Genomic DNA, 17,909 nt, shown 5'->3' with positions numbered 1-17,909 from the left:
GCAACTGTCGGCGACGGTCCTCAGCAACTACTTATCCGTAGGTGTCACGGGGTCCGCGACCGCCGTGTGCCTTGCGTGGTCCCTTGGACCAGCTCGGTGCGTTGGGTCCCACGACCCGCAGTTCCTGCACCACGTCGGGCCCGACAGCCTGCTCCATCTTGCCCAGCAACGTCGAGCTGAGCAGCCGCAGCTGGGTGGCCCACGCGGTGGATTCGGCGCGCACGGTGAGCACCCCGTCGGTGAAGGTGACCGGTCGGGCGTGGGCGGCCACGTCGGCGCCGACGATCTCGGCCCACCGGCCCATCACCGAACCCGCCGCGACGTCGACCTGCCAGCCGCGGTCGACCAACAACCGGTCCAGCTGGTCCCCGAGCACCCCGGGGTCCCGCCCATCGTCCCGGGCCCGTCCGGTGCCGAGGTCGGCCGCCTTGCGAGCGCGGCGACGCACCGGACCGCCGGGGCGAAAACCCTTGTCCCGTGCGGTCAGTCGGGCGCGACGCAGTGCATCCCGTGCTGCATCGAGCGCGTCTTCGGGTTCGGTGTCCGTGGGCTCCGGCTCGTCACTGGTCATCGGGTGTCACCTTCCCGAGGGTGACGGTGAAGGTGGCGCCGGTCAACGAGTCGGGCACGTCGTCGCCGACGGCCGCGGTGATCAGCACCTGCTCGCAGTCGGCCACCATCAGCGCAAGGCGACGTCGCCGACCGGCGTCGAGCTCGGCGAACACGTCATCGAGCACCAGCACCGGGTCGGTGCCGAGGTCGTGCCGCAGGAGTTGGAAGGCCGCGATCCGCAGTCCGAGCGCGAACGACCACGACTCGCCGTGACTGGCATAGCCCTTCGCCGGCAACGCCCCGAGTTGCAGCACGACGTCGTCCCGGTGCGGGCCGACCAGGGTTTGACCGCGCTCGACCTCGGCCCGGTGCTGCTGCTCGAACGTCTTGGCGAACCCGGCTTCGAGCTCACCCACCTCCGGCACCTCCCCGGCGGCCAGTTGCTCGGCGAGCTCGTCATACATCGAGCTCTTGTATGACGTCCGCGCGTCCGACTGGCCCGCGCTCACCTCGTCATACGCCAGCTGCAGGTAGGGCTGCAGGTCCCGCAGGAGGCGCAATCTGGCGTAGACGAGGTTGGCGCCGACTTTGGCCAGGTGGCTGTCCCACACCGGCAACGTCGAGAGCGCTGACTGCCGATCCGTAGCGGTACGAGCGGTTTTCAGCAGCGCATTGCGTTGCTTGAGAATTTTGTCGTAGTCGGCGCGCGCCCCCGCCCAGCGCGGTTGCCGGGCAACGAGCAGGCCATCGAGAAAGCGCCGCCGCTCGCTCGGGTCGCCCTTGACCAGCGCGAGATCCTCGGGTGCGAACAGCACCGTGCGCAGATTGCCGAGCAGGTCGCGGGGCCTGGTCAGCGGTGACCGGCCGAGTCGGGCCCGGTTGGCGCGGCCCGGGTTGATCTCGAGTTCGAGTTGCTGCTCCCGGTCGTCACGCACGACCGCGGCCCGCACGATCGCCTGCCCGGCCCCGGCGCGCACCAGCGGCGCGTCCTGGGCGACCCGGTGTGAGGAGAGACTCGCCAGATAGCCGAGTGCCTCGACGATGTTGGTCTTGCCCTGCCCGTTCAGACCGACGAATGTCGTGACCCCACTGGCGAATTCGAGGTCGGCCGACTCGTAGGACCGGAAGTCCTGCAGGGTCAGGTGACGGACGAACACACCGCCAAGTCTAGGAGCCGTCCAGCCCGCGATCGGCCCCAGCGACATCCAGCCGATACCCAGTCAACGCTCGGGGACGCTGCTTAGCGTGCGGCAGGTGAGCCTGACGGGGGATGCGTTCTACTACGCGCTGATCGCGGGCACGGTGCTGATGGCCGTGCTGACCTTGCTGCTGTGGAGTCGGGTGCCCGGACCGGGCCTCCTCCGCGTCGGGCAGCGATTGGTGTTGCTGATGCTGTGTCAGGCGTGCGCGATCGCGGTGGCCGGCACCTGGGTCAACAACCACTACGGGCTCTACGCCTCATGGTCGGATCTGCTCGGCACCGACACCTCATCGCACCTGGTGATGTCCGGGCCGCCGCCGCAGACCGCCGACTTCACCCGCTTCGAGGGCGGCACGGTCAGCACCTTCTTCCGCGGACCGCACTCGCGGCTGGCCGGGCAGGTGATCGTCTGGACCCCGCCGCAGTATGACGAAAAGGCTTATCGGAAAAGGAATTTCCCGGTGATCGAGCTGCTGCACGGTGATCCCGGAGAGCCGGTCGACTGGATCCACCGCAGCGGTATGCCGGGGCGGCTCGCCAAGCTGATGGCCGACGGCCGGATGAAGCCGGCATTGGTGGTGATGCCGCAGATCATGCCGGGCGGGGTGGACACCGACTGCTCGGACACCCCGCAGTCGAAGGTCGCGACCTGGCTCGCGCAAGACGTGCCCGGGGTGTTGCACCGGCATTTCCGGGTGCAGCGGGCCCCGCGTGCCTGGGCGTTGGTGGGTCTGTCGACCGGAGGTCTGTGCGCGATCAAGCTGCCGATGCAATATCCGAAGGTGTTCGGGATCGGTGCCGCCATGAACGCCGACCCTTTCGCCGGTGACCCGTCGATCCTCCCCGACTCCGCGACCCGCGAGGCGAATGCGCCGCTAGTGCTGGCGAGGAAGCGCCCGCCGGTGCAACTCTTCGCGGCCACCAGTGCCCAGGACGTGTCGAGCCCGCCGGCCAACATCGCCGCGCTCGCCGCCGCGGTGCGGCCGCCGACGACGCTGGCACCGCCATACGTGCTGTCCGACGGGGGTCACAACTGGCAGACCTGGAACCGTCTGGAACCGGCGCTGTTCAGTTGGCTGAACGGAGTGCTCGCCTCGCCAGGTGGATGATCAGGTCCGCTCGGAGGGCGACCTGCTCCGGCAGGACGGCGCCAATCTGCGCGAAGACCGCGGCACGGTCGTCGTCGGTCAGTTGCAGGTATGCCGAGATCGTCCCGAGATGACCGATGAAGTCCTCGCGGCTCATCGGGATCTCCCGCGCTATCGTCTCCTGCCGTATGTCGATGAACCCGCTCACCGTCAGCAGCTCGCTACCGGGCCACTGCATCGCACTGTCGGCCGCGGTGCCGTCCGGTGCGGGAATGTGGTGGTCGCCCCCGAGATAGGGCCGGGTGATCTGCGCAACCGCGTCGTCGAGATCAGGGTCGGCGAGATCCATCGGGCCACCGAAGGACGCGAAAACGCCTGTGTCGCTGAGCAATCGAGCGATGCGGCTCCATCGGGTCGCCTGATCCGTCCAATGCAATGCCGCGGCGGCGAAGATCAGGTCGAAGCCGCGGGCTTGGTTCGGGTCGTCGAGTTGTTCCAGTTGTTCGAGAGTGGCCTGCCTGACGGTGACGGTCTCCGGGACGTGCCGACGCAGCTCGGCAAGCATGGCGGCGTCGGGATCCGTTGCAGTGACGGCGATGCCGTGGCCGGCGAAGGCCCGGGTGGCTTTGCCGGTGCCGGCACCGATCTCCAGCGCGGTGCGCACCGGCCGCCCGGTGTAGTCGAGCACCAGGTCGACCAGCTGGTCCGGGTAGCCCGGCCGGAAGCGTTCGTATGCCGCAGCGACCGCCCCGAAGCTGGTCGCTCGATTCGTCATACCCGAAAGCTCCCCATGTCAATGGTCGTGTGGTGGGTGTGACATGCGGCGGTGAATGCGCGACCGGACGGCCCGCATGCCGAGCCAGGTGAGGGCCACGACGACAGGGACGCAGCAGGCCAGCACCCATGCCTTGTTGAACCCGTAGTCCTCGGCGAACGGCGCCAGCAGGTAGGACAGGAGTGCGATCGCGTAGTAGCTGATCGCGATGACCGACAGGCCCTCGACGGTCGTTTGCAACTGGAGCTGCGTTTCACTGCGTTCGTCGAGTGAGCGCAACAGGTTCTGATTCTGCGCGGTCCGGGAGACGTCGACGCGGGTGCGCAGCAGGTCTCCGGCACGACTGGCCCGGCTGAGCATCCGGTCGAGGCGCGCCTCGCCGGCAAAGGCGGTCCGGATCGACGGTTCGTAGCGCCTGGCCAGGAAGTCACGCAGGGTCTGACGGCCACGGAAGCGTTCGTCGCCGAGGGCGTCGAGACGACCCTCGACGATGGCGGCATACGCTCGGGTGGCGCCGAGCCGGAAGTCGTTCTGCATGGCCAGCGCCTCCAATTGCTCAGTGAGAGTGAGCAATTCGTGCAGGACCTCCTCGGTGTTGCGTTCCTCGGAGTCGACGTGGTGGACCAGATCGCGCAGCTTGGGGTTGAGGTGGTTGAGCTTGGTGGTCAGGTCCCGCGAGTCGAGGAAGCCGATCATTGCCAACGCCCGGTAGGTCTCCAGGTCGAGCAACCGCTGGACGGTGTATCCGGTGCGGCCGGGCCCGGTGTCGGGGGAGACGAAGACGACGAACCGGGTATAGCCGTACTCGTCCGGACGGAAGTCGCCGGCGATGACTGCCGTGCCGTCCAGCACTCGCATGATCACGGTGCGTCGCGGGTCGAGCCACTGCTCGACCTGCCTGACCAGCTCGGTGTCGTCGGCGGGCATCGGCAGCACTTCGATGACCACGGCTGCGATGCGTCGCGCGGGGCTCGAGGTCTCCCATTCGGTGGGGAACAGCGCGCTCGGATCGGCCGAAAACGGCGCCGACCGGTTGTTGCGCAGCAGCGCGGTGTAACCGGCGTACTCGGTGTGGTTCTCCCAGTCGACGGTGTAGCCGCGGCGCTCGAACTCGAAGCTGCGCCGGTCCGGCACCGGCTCGCCGGCGAGCTCGGACAGCATCCGCCGGTCCTCGGCGCGATCGCGGGCCGCGGCGTCCCCGGGAGCCTTCAGCGCAAGGTGGACCACTCGCGCCGGCGCGCTGAAACGCGGCGCGGCACGAGCGTGCAGCTCGTCGAGCAGTGGCCGCCGCTGCGGGTGTTCGACCTCAACAGTCACGGCGAAACCCTAGCGACGATCACGTCCTCCGGCGGCCCAAGCGGCCGACCCGATCACCACACATCGAGCGGCCCACAACGGCCTCGAGAGGTCCACGAAACCGGGCCGCTCTCGTGGGCCTCTCGGTGGGGGCGCCGCGGAGCAGAGGTTCCGTTGCGAGGAATGCCACAGAGGACCGCTGCGACGACGACCAGGTCAGGCAGGGACTCGAGCGAACGCAGTGAGCCGAGTTCCTGCCTGACCTGCGAGGAGTCGGAGCAGAAGATTCAGTTCAGTGGTCGGTGACGACGCCCTTTTCGCCCTTCTTGGTGACCGCGTGGCCACCGAACTCGTTGCGCATGGCGGCGACCGCCTTCATCGCGGGGGAGTCGGTGCCCTGGCGGGAGAAGAACCGCTGGTAGAGCGAGCCGGAGATGACCGGCATCGGGACGCCGTACTCGACACCCTCCTGCACCGTCCAGCGGCCCTCGCCGGAGTCGTTGACGAAGCCTTCGATGCCGCTGAGGTTGCCGTCCTTGGCGAGCGCGGCCGCGGTGAGCTCCTGCAGCCAGGACCGCACCACGGTGCCGCGGGTCCAGGCCTTGAACGCGGCGGGGACGTCCTTGACGATCTCCTTGGCCTCGAGCAGCTCGTAGCCCTCGGCATACGCCTGCATCATGCCGTACTCGATGCCGTTGTGGACCATCTTCACGTAGTGGCCGGCGCCGACGTCGCCGGCGTGCACGAAGCTCTCGTCGCGCGGGCCCTCGGGGCGCAGCGCGTCGAAGACCGGCATCAGGCGCTCGATGTTCTCCGGCGAGCCGCCGACCATGAGCGCGTAACCGTTCTCCTTGCCCCAGACCCCTCCGGAGACGCCGCAGTCGACGAAGCCGATGCCCTTCTCGGCGAGCTCCTTCTCGTGCTTGGCGTCGTCGGTGAACTTGCTGTTGCCACCGTCGATCACCAGGTCGCCCTTGTCGAGCAGGGTGCCGAGTTCGTCGATCACCGACTGGGTGACCTTGCCGGCCGGCACCATCACCCACACATTGCGCGGGGCCTCGAGCTTGCCAACGAGTTCCTTCAAGTCCTTGACGTCGGAAATCTCCGGGTTGGTGTCGTAGCCGATCACGTCGATGCCCGCGGCCTTCAGGCGGTCACGCATGTTGCCGCCCATCTTGCCCAGGCCGATCAGTCCGAGTTGCATGTCACGCCCTTCGTTGGAAGCGGGAAGTCATCGCGCCCAAACGCTACTCCCGCGGACCCGGTGCTGAGTTGGTGCCCCGAGACCGACCTGCTGAAGGGCAACAACGCACCACGCGCGGTCCGCTCAGGTCCGGTCCGTGTGCCGGTTGCTGGCGAGGTGCGGATGTATGCCGGGTGTCAGGCCGGCGGTGTCGGCGAGCGTCTGCAATGCCCGCACCAGGGCTGCCTGCTCAGACTTGGTCAGGACGGCGCCGAGTTCGTGGTCCAGGTCCGGCACGATCCGCGCAGCGCGTTCCAGTCGGCGCCGGCCGGTCGCTGTGAGCTGCAGGACAAACGACCGTCGGTCCCGCGGATTGCGTTCTCTGCGCACGAGTTTGGCGGCTTCGAGGGCATCGACGAGGGCGACCACGTTGTTGCGGTGCATGCCGAGCTCGTCCGCGAGCTGCTGCTGATTGCGCGGCCCGAACTCCACCAGATTGCTCAACGCGGCGAACTCACGGGGCGTTAGTCCGGCGCCGACGAGGGCTTCGGCGAAGCGGCGGGCAGAGTGCGCGCCAACCTGCGAGAGCAGGAAGGACAGTGAGTTCGCGTAGGGCACCGTGTCCACCGACGCAACTGTAGCGTCATCAGTGATTGTCACCTAGAGTGACAATCATGGAGATTGCGGTGTGTGGTGCGACGGGGAACACCGGCCGGGCAGTCGTGGCGGAGGCGGTGCGGCGTGGCCTCCTCGTGCGGGCGATCGCGCGGTCGGCGACCGCTCACCCGTGGCCGGCCGGGGTGAGCGCGCAGGCGGTGGACGTGACGGACGCGGCGGCGGTGCGAGCCGCGCTGGACGGCGTGGATGCGGTGGTCTTCGCCGTCGGTCACGGCAGCAGCCGCGAGCGGACCGAGCTGTACTCGCGCGGCATACGCAATGTGCTGGCTGCTCTCGGAGAAGACCGGCCACTGTCGGTGATTTCGGCCGCGCCGGTGGCGCCGCGGGCCAGTTTGCCACTGCCGCAGCGGATCGTGGCCGCGGTGCTGTGGCGCTTCTTCGGCGCGACCTACACGGACATGCGGCGGATGGAGGCGGAGCTTCGGGGCAGCACGGCCGACTGGACCTGTCTGCGTCCGCCGCGGCTGACCGCTGGTCGCGCTCGCGGCGCGTATCAGATCGGCGCTCGGCCCGAAGGTGCCAGCATCACGCACGCCGATCTGGCGGCAGCGCTGCTCGATGCGCTCGACCGGCCCGAGCTGCGACGGCAGCTGCTTTTCGTCGCGAACTGACGGCAGCTCCCCGCCGGATCAGCTGGCGAACCGCACCGGCATCAGCACGTAGCGGTAGGACTCGTCGGCGTCGCCGTCCGCCTCGGCCTGACCGGACAGCACCGCCGGCCGGGACGGCTGGGTGAAGGACATCCGAGCGAATGACGTGCCGATCGCACCGAGACCGTCCAGCAGGAATTGCGGGTTGAACGCGATCTCCAGCTCCGGGCCGGTGAGCGTCGCCTCGACCGCCTCGGACGCTTGCGCGTCGTCGCCCTGACCGGCCTCGATCGCCACCTGTCCCTCGGAGAATCGCAACCGCACGGGCGTGTTGCGCTCGGCGACCAGCGACACACGCTTCACCGCCTCGGTGAGTGCGCTGGTCTCGATCACCGACACGGTGTCGACGCTGGTCGGGAAGATCGAGGTGACCTTCGGGTACTCGCCGTCGAGCAACCGCGTCGTCGTACGACGCTGCCCGGCCTCGAACCCGACCAAGCCCTCGCCGCCGGCCGCGGAGCCGAGTGCGATCTGCACCGAACCCGACGCGCCCAACGCCTTGGCGGTGTCGGACAGCGTGCGAGCCGGGATCAGGGCGACCTGGTCGGCATCGGATTCGGTGGGATTCCAGGTGAGTTCACGCAACGCCAGGCGGTAGCGGTCGGTCGCCAGCAGGCTCAGCTTGTCACCCTCGATCTGCAGCCGGACCCCGGTCAGGATCGGCAGGGTGTCGCTCTTGTCGGCCGCGATCGCGACCTGCGAGACCGCCTGGGTGAAGACATCACCGGCGATCGCACCGGTCGGCTCCGGCGCGGTAGGCAGCGTCGGGTAATCCGCGGTCGGCATCTGCTGCAACGAGAACCGACTCGAACCACAGGTCACCTCGACCTTGTGGCCGTCGGCGTTGATCGTGACCGGCTTGTTCGGCAGCGACCGTGAGATCTCGGCAAGCAGTCGGCCCAGCACCAGCACCTGACCGGGCTCGTCGACCTGGGCGTCAACGGTGACCTTGGCCGACACCTCGTAGTCGAAGGCACTGAGGGTCAGGCCTTCGTCGTTCGCGTCCAGCAGCACGCCGGCCAGCACCGGGACCGGCGGCCGGTTGGACAGGCCGCGCACCGCCCAGGTGACGGCCTCGGCCAGGACATCGCGATCGACGACGAGCTTCACGTGCAAACCATCCTTGTTGCGTGGGGGCCTCGCGGTATGACGGGCCGGCCGTGTGACGCGAGCGATGCGTGCCACGGCAGGTCGACCCTAATGCCCTGGGTCCCGAATAGGCGAGCGGGACGGCAGTGGGCAATGCGTGAAACGCATCGTTTTCTTGGTTGGTAGGAGTAGTAGCACCTGTGGATTCTGTGGATAACTACGTCCTGCGTTGCGGTACTGGGGATAACGGGTGTGGGCAGCGTGTGTGCTGCGTTGTGGATAACTTGCGGGGATTGGGGACGCGATCCGGTCGTCCCCAGGTCGTGCACCGCAGCGAGCCCCGTCATACCGGAGAAATCACAGGTTCCAGGACGCAAACCACAACCAGGATGTGGATGTTGTGCGGGTGTGCGGTGCGCCATCGAACGCACGTTGCACACAGGGTTATCCACAGGCTGGGGACAATCGTTCGCGGCGGGTTCGGTCCACCGACCCGATGAACGCCGGATGAACGGCCCGAATCCGGCGGGCTGACGCGGTAGGGACGGGTGCCGACGGGCACCTGTGGATGACGACATCAGTCACACCGGCCACGTGCGTTGTCCACAGATTTCTGTGGGAGCGGCTGTGGAAAGCCGAAACCCCGCGGGCGACGGGGTCGCTCGCGGGGCCTCGCGGATGGGCACCAACCCGTCAGGTGGTGGCCCGCCGGATCTGGGTGGTCAGCTCGCTGATCTGCTCGTAGAGGTTGGCCCGCTCACCCATCAGCTGCTTGATCTTGCGCTCGGCGTGCATCACGGTCGTGTGGTCGCGGCCGCCGAACTGCTGGCCGATCTTGGGCAGGGACAGGTCGGTGAGTTCCCGACACAGATACATCGCGATCTGCCGCGCGTTGACCAGCGTGCGCGAGCGCGACGACCCGCACAGCTCCTCGACGGACAGGTCGAAGTACTTCGCGGTCTGGCTCATGATCGTCGCCACGGTGATCTGGCCGGCGCTCGCACTCGGCACCAGGTCCTTCAGCACGTGCGCGGCAAGCTCCTCGGTCACCCGCTGATTGGACACCGAGGCGTATGCCGTCACCCGGATCAGCGCCCCCTCGAGCTCGCGGATGTTGCTCGGCACCTTGCTGGCGATCAGGCTGAGCACCTCGTCGGGTGTCTGCATCGAGTCGGCGACCGACTTCTTGCGCAGGATCGCGATGCGGGTCTCCAGGTCCGGCGGCTTCACGTCGGTGGTCAGGCCCCACTCGAATCGCGAGCGCATCCGGTCCTCGAGGCCTGACAGCATCTTCGGCGGCTGGTCGGAGGTCAGCACGATCTGTTTGTCGCTGTTGTGCAGCGCGTTGAAGGTGTGGAAGAACTCCTCTTGCGTGCCGTCCTTGCCTTGCAGGAACTGCACGTCGTCAATGAGCAGCACGTCGACGTTGTCGCGGTAGCGCTTCTGGAAACTGAGCGCATTGTCGTCGCGGATCGAGTTGATGAAGTCGTTGGTGAACTCCTCGGAGTTCACGTAGCGCACCCGCATGTGCGGGTAGTAGTTGCGCACGTAATTGCCGATCGCGTGGAGCAGGTGGGTCTTGCCGAGACCGCTGTCGCCATACACGAAGAGCGGGTTGTAGGAGCGGGCCGGTGTCTCGGCGACGGCCTGGGCGGCGGCGCAGGCGAAGCGGTTGCCGGCGCCGATCACGAAGGTGTCGAAGGTGTACTTCGGATTGAGCCGGGCGTCCTGCAGGTTGACCACGGAGGCGGGAGCGTGTTGCTCGGCTGCCCGGGGCCGGGGTGCGGTCTGCGCGGTGAAGAGGTCCTCGGCCGGTTCGTCGGCCGTCGCTGTCGTCGGCGAAGCGGCGGGCGCCCGAGTCGGCTCGACCACCTCGTCCTCAGGTGGTCGCAGGCTCTCGTCGACTGTGACCGCCAGCCGAACGTCGCGGCCGAGACCGTTACCGAGCGCCCGGCATACCGGCTCGTTCAGGGTGGTCTCCACGAAGACCTTGGTGTGGTCGAAGGGCACCGCCAGCAGCGCGGTATCACCGACGAGGCCGACCAGCCGGGTCAGCCGCAGATAGGCGCGGTCGCGGGCGGGAATGCCGGAATCCTCGATGGCGAGCAACGCTCCGTGCCAGACATGGGCCAGGTCGATCTCGGTGTCGCTCACGGGGCTTGGTCCTCCTGCTGCAGGCGGTGGGTCATGCGGTGGAGGGTCGCTCCGAAGAGACATGCTAAGCCGTTCGTCCACAGAGTTATCCACAGCCTGTGTATAGAGGGAGGCCAACAGATCGCCAGGGCAGCGGCCCGGCGCGGAAGATGCGACGCTAACAACTTCGAGACGCCGACGGCAACCCGCGACCCGACATTTTCGGCGCCCCTCGGCGTGTCGAGTGGCGGCGGTGCCGAATGTGACTCTTGAATCGTCGGTTTGCCCGTGGTTCGTGCCGCCCTCGCTCGGTTTGACCCTGCTACGGCGCCGCCCGTATCGTGGATCGGAACTTCCTTGCTTCCGCCTGCCTTGACGCCGACCAGTCGACTGGTCGACGCGAGTCTTGCGCAGGTGCGGTCATCCAGACCTCGGATGCACGGCGAGGATCCCTGACCCTGCACCACCCGGGCGACCTGCCCGCAGATGTATCCGACGGAGACGACAGTGAGCAAGCGCACCTTCCAGCCGAACACCCGCCGCCGCGCCAAGACGCACGGCTTCCGCCTGCGGATGCGGACCCGCGCGGGCCGCAGCATCCTGTCGGCTCGCCGCGCCAAGGGCCGCGCCAAGCTCTCGGCCTGAGGGCAACCGACCACGCTGCGGCCACGAGCATGCTGCCGGTCGAGCACCGACTGCGCGACAGCGCGGATTTTTCCGCGGTGTTGCGCAGTCGTCGTTCTGGCCGGGCAGCGAGCAAGCTGCTGGTGGTGACGGTCGCCGCAACCGGTTCGGCCTCGCCACGCGTCGGCTTGGTGGTCTCCAAGACGGTGGGTAACGCGGTGGTCCGCAATCGGACCAAGCGGATCCTGCGCCATTTGATGGCGACCCGGTTGGCGATGCTTCCGCCTGGCACCGACGTGGTCGTCCGGGCCAACCCGGCCGCGGCGGGCCACTCGTCCGCAGACCTCGGGACCGAGCTCGATCGTTTGCTGACGCAGGCGACCAAGCGCGGGGGGTGCCGCCGATGAACCTGGGCCGGCTCCTGGCGCTACCGCTCATCTGGTTGGTGCGGGCCTACCAACTGGTGCTCTCCCCACTCCTGCCGCCGACCTGCCGCTTCACGCCGAGCTGCTCGGCATACGCGATCACTGCGCTGACCCGCTTCGGGCCGATCAAGGGCAGTTGGCTGGCCCTGCGTCGCCTCCTTCGGTGCCACCCGTGGAACCCGGGCGGCGTCGACCACGTTCCGCCTAAGGCCAACGCGGGCTCCGCCGGCGCCCACACGCCGGCCCCGCTTAACTGACAAGGACCTCGCCATCTACGACTTCTTCGACACGATCCTCTACCCACTCGAATGGTTCGTCGCATTCGTCATGGTGGGGTTCCACAAGGTCTTCACTGCCATCGGCATGCCGTCCGACGGCGGCTGGACCTGGGCGCTGTCCATCGTCGGGCTGGTGATCGTCCTCCGCATCCTGCTCATCCCGCTCTTCGTCAAGCAGATCAAGTCCTCTCGACGGATGCAGCTCATTCAGCCGGAGATCCAGAAGATCCAGCAGAAGTACAAGGGCAAGAAGGACGCCGAGTCTCGTCAGAAGATGTCTGAGGAGACGATGGAGCTCTACCGGCGTACGGGCACGAACCCGTTCTCGTCGTGTATGCCGATCCTCCTGCAGTCCCCGTTCTTCTTCGCGCTCTTCCGGGTGCTCAACCGGCTCAAGGACATCGGTTCGGGCAAGACCGACCCGATCGGGTGGATGACGCAGGACCTGGCCAGCCAAGCCGAGAAGTCGACGCTCTTCGGCGCGCAGCTGTCGTCGTCCTTCATGCACCCGGGCGACTCGCCAATCAGCGCGGTCCGCGTGCTCACCGTGGTGCTGATCATCATCATGTCGGTCACGGTGTTTACCACTCAGCACCAGCTGATGCGCAAGAACATGCCCGCCTCGGCGCTCGACAACCCGCTGGCGAAGCAGCAGAAGTACATCATGTACATCATGCCGGTCTTCTTCGCGATTTCCGGTGTGAACTTCCCGATCGGTGTGCTGCTCTACTGGGTGACCACCAACCTGTGGACGATGGGCCAGCAGTTCTACACCATCCGTCGGATGCCCGCACCGGGCTCCGCCGCGGAGAAGGCGCTTGAGGCGCGCCGAGCTGCCAAGGGCAAGCCGATCACCAAACTCACCATCCCCGGTCTGCACAAGGACGGGGACGCCGACGACGCGGGCAAGAAGGATGACTCGGTCGATCTCAGCAAGCCGAAGACGCCGGCCGGTTCACCAGGATTGGTGACCGCAGACGGAGGCACCGCTGGGAAGGCCGGCGGCCAACGCGTGCAGCCGAAGCGGAACAACAAGAAGCGCAAACGCTAGCCCGTTCCGCCCGCTTGGCGAACTCGGCGGGGCCGCTGCCCGGCCCCGCCCGAAGACTCTGATTCACCTGATGCAACTGGAGAAGTGAATGACTGACGTGACCACCGAGCCGACCGGCGAGGACACCGCGACCGATGTCACCGAAGCGCCCGCGGTCGACCTGGACCGCGAGGGCGAGATCGCCGCGGACTTTCTGGAGACTCTGCTGGACATCGCCGATCTGGACGGCGACATCGATGTCGACGTCGACGGTGACCGTGCGTCGGTGTCGATCGTCGACTCCGACGAGGGCCGTGTCCCGCGCCGCCTGGTCGGCGCGGACGGCAAGGTGCTGGACGCACTGCAGGAACTGACCCGGCTCGCGGTGCAGGCCGAAACCGGCGTGCGTACCCGACTGATGCTGGACATCGCGGGATTCCGCGCCGATCGTCGCGCCGCCCTGGTGAAGCAGGCCGAGGAGGCCGTCGCCTCGGTGAAGGCATCCGGCGAGCGGGTCGAGCTGGAACCGATGAGCGCCTTTGAGCGCAAGGTCGTGCACGATGCGGTCCTCGCCGGTGGGCTGACCTCGGAGTCCGAGGGTGCGGAGCCGCGTCGGTACGTCGTCGTTCTGCCGGTTGGCTGAGGCGTTCCACGTGAAACCGGAGCCCTCGGCGGCGCCGGCACCTCCTCCGGCACCTTCTGCCGTTGCCGCCACGATCTTCGGGGAGCAGCTGCCGGTCGCCGTCCGGTATGCCGAACTCCTGGCCGACTCCGGGGTGGTGCGTGGCCTGATCGGGCCGCGTGAGACCCCGCGTATCTGGGACCGGCACATCCTCAACTGCGCGGTGCTGACTGAACTTCTCGAGCCCTCCGTCACCGTGACCGATGTCGGTAGCGGAGCCGGTCTACCCGGGCTCGTCATCGCCATACGCCGCCCTGATCTCCAGGTCACCCTGGTCGAACCGCTGCTGCGACGAGTGAGCTGGTTGACCGAGGTGATCGACGAGCTCGAGTTGTCGAACGTGTCGGTCACGCGCGGCCGGGCCGAGGAGTTGTGGGACAAGCTTCCGGCGGCCGATGTCGTCACCTCTCGCGCGGTGTCCGCATTGGAGAACCTCGCCAAGTGGTCGGTCCCGCTGGTGCGACCCGGTGGCCTGTGGTTGCCGATGAAGGGTGCGTCGGTGGGTGCGGAAATCGAGCAGAGTATGACCGTGCTCCGGGCCGTCGGCGTCGACGGCATCGAAGTAGTCGAGTGCGGTGTCGACCTGCTGGACGAACCGACTACCGTGGCCAAGTTGCATGTCGGCAAGCCGCGCCGGGTGCGTGGCCGCAGCGGCGCCAAACCGAAACCGAAGGCGAAACGCACGGGTGGCAACAGCCACCGTTGAGTGTTGCCGAGGTCAGCCCAGACGAAGAGGAAAGACTGCTCGTGACGACCACCTCTCAGCCCACCGGTTGGTTGCCCACCGAACCGCAACCGAGGTCGACACAGCCGGTGGGCTGGCGCAACGCCGCGACACTGCAGCCCGCGGTCACGATCGGACCGCTGGCGCCCGTGCCCGCGGGCACCGGCCAGTCTGACGACGACGTTTCACGGGAAACATCCGTGCCCACCGACCCCGCCGAAGGGCCGGATTCACGTGAAACAACCAACACCGCGCCACTGGCCGACGCGCTGCTGGCCGAGGCAAAGCGTCGCGATCGGGTCCAGCAGACGCAGGTGCGCCCGCCGCATCAGCCGCGGGTGCTGACTGTCGCCAACCAGAAGGGTGGTGTCGGCAAGACGACCACCACGGTGAACGTGGCGGCTGCGCTGGCCCAATCCGGGCTGCGGGTGCTGGTCATCGACATCGACCCTCAGGGAAACGCCAGCACCGCGCTCGGGATCGATCACCACGCCGAGGTGCCGAGCATCTACGACGTGATCGTCGAAGGAGACGAACTGGCTAGTGTGCTCCAGGAGTGCCCGGACGTGCCCGGTCTGTGGTGTGCGCCGGCAACGATCGACCTGGCCGGTGCAGAGATCGAGTTGGTCTCGCTGGTGGCCCGTGAGTCACGCCTGAAGCGGGCGATCGACCACTACCAGCAGACCCCTGGCACCGTCGGGGTGTTCGACTATGTACTCGTTGACTGTCCGCCCAGTCTGGGTCTGCTCACCGTGAACGCGTTCGTGGCGGCGACCGAGGTTTTCATCCCGATCCAGAGCGAGTACTACGCCCTGGAGGGGCTGAGTCAGCTACTCAACAATATTGAGCTGATCAAGGCGCATCTCAATCCGGCGCTGCACGTGTCCACCATCCTGATGACGATGTATGACGCCAGGACGCGCCTGTCAGCACAGGTGGCCGAGGAAGTGCGCACGCACTTTCCCGACCGGGTGCTGAAAACCTCGATCCCGCGATCGGTGCGCATCTCCGAGGCGCCGAGTCACGGTCAGACCGTGCTCACCTACGACCCGTCGTCGAGCGGCGCGCTGTCCTATCTTGAGGCTGCCAAGGAACTTGCGACGCGACTGCCTAAGATCGAGTCGATAGAGTCCGGCAACTGATCCGTCCGGCCCCAGACGAAAGGCATGACCACTGATGAGTGACAAGCGGCGAGGGCTGGGACGCGGTCTGGGCGCCTTGATCCCGACGGCGCCCGCGCAGGGAGCTGCGGGACGACCGTCGGACGTGTTCTTCCCGGACGGCACCCGCAAACCGGAGGCGCCTGAGCCGGTCGAGGCTGCTGGTTTCACGGGAAACACCGCCGCACCGGCCGAGCGAGTGGCTACGGACCTCCCCGCCGATTCCGGGTCGACCGAAGCCAAGTCCGGGGTCGAGGCTGGGCCTGCCGGGTCAACGACGATCGATCCGGGTGCGGTCCCATCGGTGGCGGAGCCGGCCGTGACGGCGGATGAGCCCGAGGAAACGTTGCGGGCAGTGCCCGGTGCCGCCTTCGCCGAGCTTGACGTGACCGACATCCGGCCCAACCCCCGTCAGCCGCGGACGGTCTTCGACGAGGACGACCTGGCCGAGCTGGTGCACAGCATCAGCACCGTCGGGGTGTTGCAGCCGATCGTGGTGCGGCCGCTGGATCCCGCCACGGCGCAGGAAGCCGGCGTCTCGTTCGAACTCATCATGGGCGAACGGCGACTGCGCGCCAGTCGGGAGGCCGGTAACGGCACGATCCCCGCGATCGTGCGTAGCACCAGCGAGGATGACCTGCTGCGGGACGCGCTGCTGGAGAACCTGCATCGAGCACAACTCAACCCGCTCGAGGAAGCAGCGGCATACCAGCAGTTGCTGGACGACTTCTCGTGCACCCACGACGAACTCGCCGGGCGAATCGGGCGGTCCCGTCCGCAGATCACCAACACCATGCGCCTGCTGAAGCTGCCGGCGCTGGTGCAGCGCAGGGTCGCGGCCGGAGTGCTGTCGGCCGGCCACGCGCGGGCGCTGCTCGGCCTGCCCGACGCTGCCGCGATGGAGCGGTTGGCGCAGCGAATCGTCGCCGAGGGTCTGTCGGTGCGCAGCACCGAGGAGATCGTCGCGCTCGGTGGCGACAAGGAGAAGGCAACCCGGCGTGCGACCAACCAGACTGCTCAGCATCCCGAGCTGGATGACCTAGCGGCGTCCCTTGCCGATCGGCTCGACACCCGGGTGAAGATCGCGATGGGCAAGAGCCGTGGCAAGGTGACCGTGGAGTTCGCCGGAGTCGATGACCTGAACCGCATCATGGATCAGCTCGGGGTCGCCCGCGACTGATCGGACAGACGCCACGGCCCCGCTTGTTTCCCGTGAAACAAGCGGGGCCGTCTGCGGAGTGGGGTCGCTTCAGCCGGGGAGGATCAGACCCTTGGTCTGCTGGCGCGCGCGGTCGAACCGGTCCTGCACGTCGGCCCAGTTGGCGATGTTCCACCAGGCCTTGACGAACGACGCCTTGTCGTTCTTGTAGTCCAGGTAGTAGCTGTGCTCCCACATGTCGAGCATGAGGAGCGGGGCAATGCCGGTCGGCAGGTTGCCCTGGTGGTCGTAGAACTGGAAGATGAACGGCCGGGCGGCCAGTGAATCCCAGCCGAGCACCGACCAGCCCGACCCCTGGATGGCCAGTGCGTTGGCCTCGAACTGGGCCCGGAAGGCGTCGAACGAACCGAAGTATTCGTCGATCGCCGCGGCCAGCTCTCCCGTGGGCTTGTCGCCACCGTCCGGTGACATGTTCGGCCAGAAGACACTGTGGTTGACGTGCCCACCGAGGTGGAAGGCAAGATTCTTCTCGAGCGTGCCGATCGCGCCGAACGTGCTCTTGTCGCGGGCATCCGCCAGTTGCTCGATCGCGGTGTTGGCGCCGGTCACGTAGGCCTGGTGATGTTTGTCGTGGTGCAGCTCCATGATGGCGCCGCTGATGTGCGGCTCCAGGGCTGCGTAGTCGTACGGAAGGTCCGGGAGGGTGTAGTCAGCCATACCAGAACTCTATATGCGACTTGTTCGCATGTGAACACCGGACGCCGAAAACCGTTGGCATTACATGAAATAGGCGGCCCGTCATACCAACTTGGTATGCCGGGCCGCCCGATGAAGCGAAAGGGTCAGCCGATGAACGGCTCCAGCTCCTTGACCAGCTTCGGCTTCGGCATGACCCCGACGATGGTCTTGACGACCTCACCGCCGGAGTAGACGTTGAGCGTCGGGATGCCGGTGATGCCGTACTTGGCGGAGGTCTGCGGGTTGTCGTCGGTGTTGAGCTTGACGACCTTGAGCTTGTCGGTGTTGGCGGCCGCGATCTCGTCGATGATCGGCGCGATCGCCTTGCACGGACCGCACCAGGGTGCCCAGAAGTCGACCAGCACCGGCTTGTCGCTCTTGAGCACGTCCGCCTCGAAGGTCGCGTCGGAGGTGTCGGCGGTGTTTGCACTCATGACATGAGTC

At 67.2% G+C, this 17,909-nt stretch carries 19 protein-coding genes and 1 pseudogene; 10 read left to right on the top strand and 10 right to left on the bottom strand.

All coding sequences use genetic code 11. From position 1 onward, the window contains the following. Positions 1-31: 31 nt before the first annotated feature. Positions 32-571 (bottom strand): DciA family protein, encoded by a 540-nt coding sequence (locus N2M23_RS00970; RefSeq protein WP_265442630.1) that lies wholly within the window; start codon positions 569-571, stop codon positions 32-34. After that, positions 561-1,709 carry a DNA replication/repair protein RecF gene (gene recF / locus N2M23_RS00965; RefSeq protein WP_265442629.1) on the bottom strand — a complete coding sequence of 383 codons (1,149 nt, stop codon included), beginning with the start codon at positions 1,707-1,709 and terminating at the stop codon, positions 561-563. Before recF ends, N2M23_RS00970 begins: the two co-directional genes overlap by 11 nt. 97 nt (positions 1,710-1,806) lie before the next feature. Here recF and N2M23_RS00960 point away from each other — a divergent pair, with 97 nt between their 5' ends. Next, entirely contained in the window at positions 1,807-2,862 is a 1,056-nt protein-coding gene (locus tag N2M23_RS00960) for an alpha/beta hydrolase (RefSeq protein WP_265442628.1), read from the top strand. Here the strand turns inward: N2M23_RS00960 and N2M23_RS00955 are convergent. From N2M23_RS00955 to N2M23_RS00940, 4 genes and pseudogenes are all read right to left on the bottom strand, one after another. Beyond that, on the bottom strand, positions 2,822-3,616 hold the full coding sequence (locus tag N2M23_RS00955) for a class I SAM-dependent methyltransferase (protein ID WP_265442626.1): 795 nt from the start codon (positions 3,614-3,616) through the stop codon (positions 2,822-2,824). The genes N2M23_RS00960 and N2M23_RS00955 overlap by 41 nt on opposite strands. An 18-nt stretch (positions 3,617-3,634) precedes the next feature. After that, on the bottom strand, positions 3,635-4,933 hold the full coding sequence (locus tag N2M23_RS00950; protein ID WP_265442625.1) for a DUF3422 family protein: 1,299 nt from the start codon (positions 4,931-4,933) through the stop codon (positions 3,635-3,637). A 271-nt stretch (positions 4,934-5,204) separates the two neighbouring features. After that, positions 5,205-6,119, bottom strand: a pseudogene (gene gnd / locus N2M23_RS00945) (phosphogluconate dehydrogenase (NAD(+)-dependent, decarboxylating)); the annotation flags it as partial. A gap of 120 nt (positions 6,120-6,239) precedes the next feature. Beyond that, positions 6,240-6,722, bottom strand: coding sequence for a MarR family winged helix-turn-helix transcriptional regulator (locus N2M23_RS00940; protein WP_265442623.1), 483 nt, complete (start codon positions 6,720-6,722; stop codon positions 6,240-6,242). A gap of 47 nt (positions 6,723-6,769) precedes the next feature. Between N2M23_RS00940 and N2M23_RS00935 the strand changes: the two genes are divergently transcribed. Continuing rightward, positions 6,770-7,384 carry an NAD(P)-dependent oxidoreductase gene (locus N2M23_RS00935; RefSeq protein ID WP_265442621.1) on the top strand — a complete coding sequence of 205 codons (615 nt, stop codon included), beginning with the start codon at positions 6,770-6,772 and terminating at the stop codon, positions 7,382-7,384. 18 nt (positions 7,385-7,402) lie between these two features. Here the strand turns inward: N2M23_RS00935 and dnaN are convergent, their stop codons facing one another. Then, positions 7,403-8,533, bottom strand: a complete 1,131-nt coding sequence (gene dnaN / locus N2M23_RS00930) for a DNA polymerase III subunit beta (RefSeq protein ID WP_265442620.1) — start codon at positions 8,531-8,533, stop codon at positions 7,403-7,405. Between the two features lie 672 nt (positions 8,534-9,205). Beyond that, complete coding sequence (gene dnaA, locus N2M23_RS00925; protein WP_265442619.1) at positions 9,206-10,666, bottom strand: chromosomal replication initiator protein DnaA; 1,461 nt, start codon at positions 10,664-10,666, stop codon at positions 9,206-9,208. Positions 10,667-11,152: 486 nt separating this feature from the next. Here dnaA and rpmH point away from each other — a divergent pair, with 486 nt between their 5' ends. The 8 genes from rpmH to N2M23_RS00885 all read left to right on the top strand — a co-directional run bounded on the left by rpmH (position 11,153) and on the right by N2M23_RS00885 (position 16,748). Continuing rightward, positions 11,153-11,290: a 50S ribosomal protein L34 gene (rpmH, locus tag N2M23_RS00920; protein ID WP_171152134.1), complete on the top strand. Its 138-nt coding sequence runs from the start codon at positions 11,153-11,155 to the stop codon at positions 11,288-11,290. Positions 11,291-11,319: 29 nt separating this feature from the next. Further along, positions 11,320-11,676, top strand: coding sequence for a ribonuclease P protein component (rnpA, locus tag N2M23_RS00915; RefSeq protein WP_265442618.1), 357 nt, complete (start codon positions 11,320-11,322; stop codon positions 11,674-11,676). Then, positions 11,673-11,951: a membrane protein insertion efficiency factor YidD gene (gene yidD, locus N2M23_RS00910; RefSeq protein WP_265442617.1), complete on the top strand. Its 279-nt coding sequence runs from the start codon at positions 11,673-11,675 to the stop codon at positions 11,949-11,951. Before rnpA ends, yidD begins: the two co-directional genes overlap by 4 nt. A 13-nt stretch (positions 11,952-11,964) precedes the next feature. After that, entirely contained in the window at positions 11,965-13,023 is a 1,059-nt protein-coding gene (gene yidC / locus N2M23_RS00905) for a membrane protein insertase YidC (protein WP_265443850.1), read from the top strand. Between the two features lie 88 nt (positions 13,024-13,111). Further along, the gene (locus N2M23_RS00900; RefSeq protein WP_265442615.1) at positions 13,112-13,645 is read left to right on the top strand and encodes a Jag family protein; all 534 of its coding nucleotides are present in this window, start codon (positions 13,112-13,114) and stop codon (positions 13,643-13,645) included. Between the two features lie 10 nt (positions 13,646-13,655). Then, positions 13,656-14,390, top strand: coding sequence for a 16S rRNA (guanine(527)-N(7))-methyltransferase RsmG (gene rsmG, locus N2M23_RS00895; RefSeq protein ID WP_265442613.1), 735 nt, complete (start codon positions 13,656-13,658; stop codon positions 14,388-14,390). A 41-nt stretch (positions 14,391-14,431) separates the two neighbouring features. Then, on the top strand, positions 14,432-15,550 hold the full coding sequence (locus tag N2M23_RS00890; RefSeq protein ID WP_341870570.1) for a ParA family protein: 1,119 nt from the start codon (positions 14,432-14,434) through the stop codon (positions 15,548-15,550). Between the two features lie 34 nt (positions 15,551-15,584). Then, positions 15,585-16,748 (top strand): ParB/RepB/Spo0J family partition protein, encoded by a 1,164-nt coding sequence (locus N2M23_RS00885; protein WP_265442611.1) that lies wholly within the window; start codon positions 15,585-15,587, stop codon positions 16,746-16,748. A gap of 69 nt (positions 16,749-16,817) precedes the next feature. Here N2M23_RS00885 and N2M23_RS00880 read toward each other — a convergent pair whose 3' ends face one another. Next, entirely contained in the window at positions 16,818-17,444 is a 627-nt protein-coding gene (locus tag N2M23_RS00880; protein ID WP_265442610.1) for a superoxide dismutase, read from the bottom strand. 125 nt (positions 17,445-17,569) lie between these two features. Then, positions 17,570-17,899, bottom strand: a complete 330-nt coding sequence (gene trxA, locus N2M23_RS00875; RefSeq protein ID WP_265442609.1) for a thioredoxin — start codon at positions 17,897-17,899, stop codon at positions 17,570-17,572. Positions 17,900-17,909: the final 10 nt, after the last annotated feature.

Source organism: Flexivirga meconopsidis, assembly GCF_026162425.1.
GTDB classification, from domain to species: domain Bacteria; phylum Actinomycetota; class Actinomycetes; order Actinomycetales; family Dermatophilaceae; genus Flexivirga; species Flexivirga meconopsidis.
This window is presented reverse-complemented; position numbering and strand designations above follow the sequence as displayed.

What these genes read in the sequence shown, in the direction of transcription:
- N2M23_RS00885 (WP_265442611.1), top strand. Translation starts at nt 15,585, where the DNA reads ATGAGTGACAAGCGGCGAGGGCTGGGACGCGGTCTGGGCGCCTTGATC.
- N2M23_RS00935 (WP_265442621.1), top strand. Translation starts at nt 6,770, where the DNA reads ATGGAGATTGCGGTGTGTGGTGCGACGGGGAACACCGGCCGGGCAGTC.
- N2M23_RS00955 (WP_265442626.1), bottom strand. Translation starts at nt 3,616, where the DNA reads ATGACGAATCGAGCGACCAGCTTCGGGGCGGTCGCTGCGGCATACGAA.
- N2M23_RS00880 (WP_265442610.1), bottom strand. Translation starts at nt 17,444, where the DNA reads ATGGCTGACTACACCCTCCCGGACCTTCCGTACGACTACGCAGCCCTG.
- trxA (WP_265442609.1), bottom strand. Translation starts at nt 17,899, where the DNA reads ATGAGTGCAAACACCGCCGACACCTCCGACGCGACCTTCGAGGCGGAC.
- yidD (WP_265442617.1), top strand. Translation starts at nt 11,673, where the DNA reads ATGAACCTGGGCCGGCTCCTGGCGCTACCGCTCATCTGGTTGGTGCGG.
- rnpA (WP_265442618.1), top strand. Translation starts at nt 11,320, where the DNA reads ATGCTGCCGGTCGAGCACCGACTGCGCGACAGCGCGGATTTTTCCGCG.
- N2M23_RS00970 (WP_265442630.1), bottom strand. Translation starts at nt 571, where the DNA reads ATGACCAGTGACGAGCCGGAGCCCACGGACACCGAACCCGAAGACGCG.
- N2M23_RS00900 (WP_265442615.1), top strand. Translation starts at nt 13,112, where the DNA reads ATGACTGACGTGACCACCGAGCCGACCGGCGAGGACACCGCGACCGAT.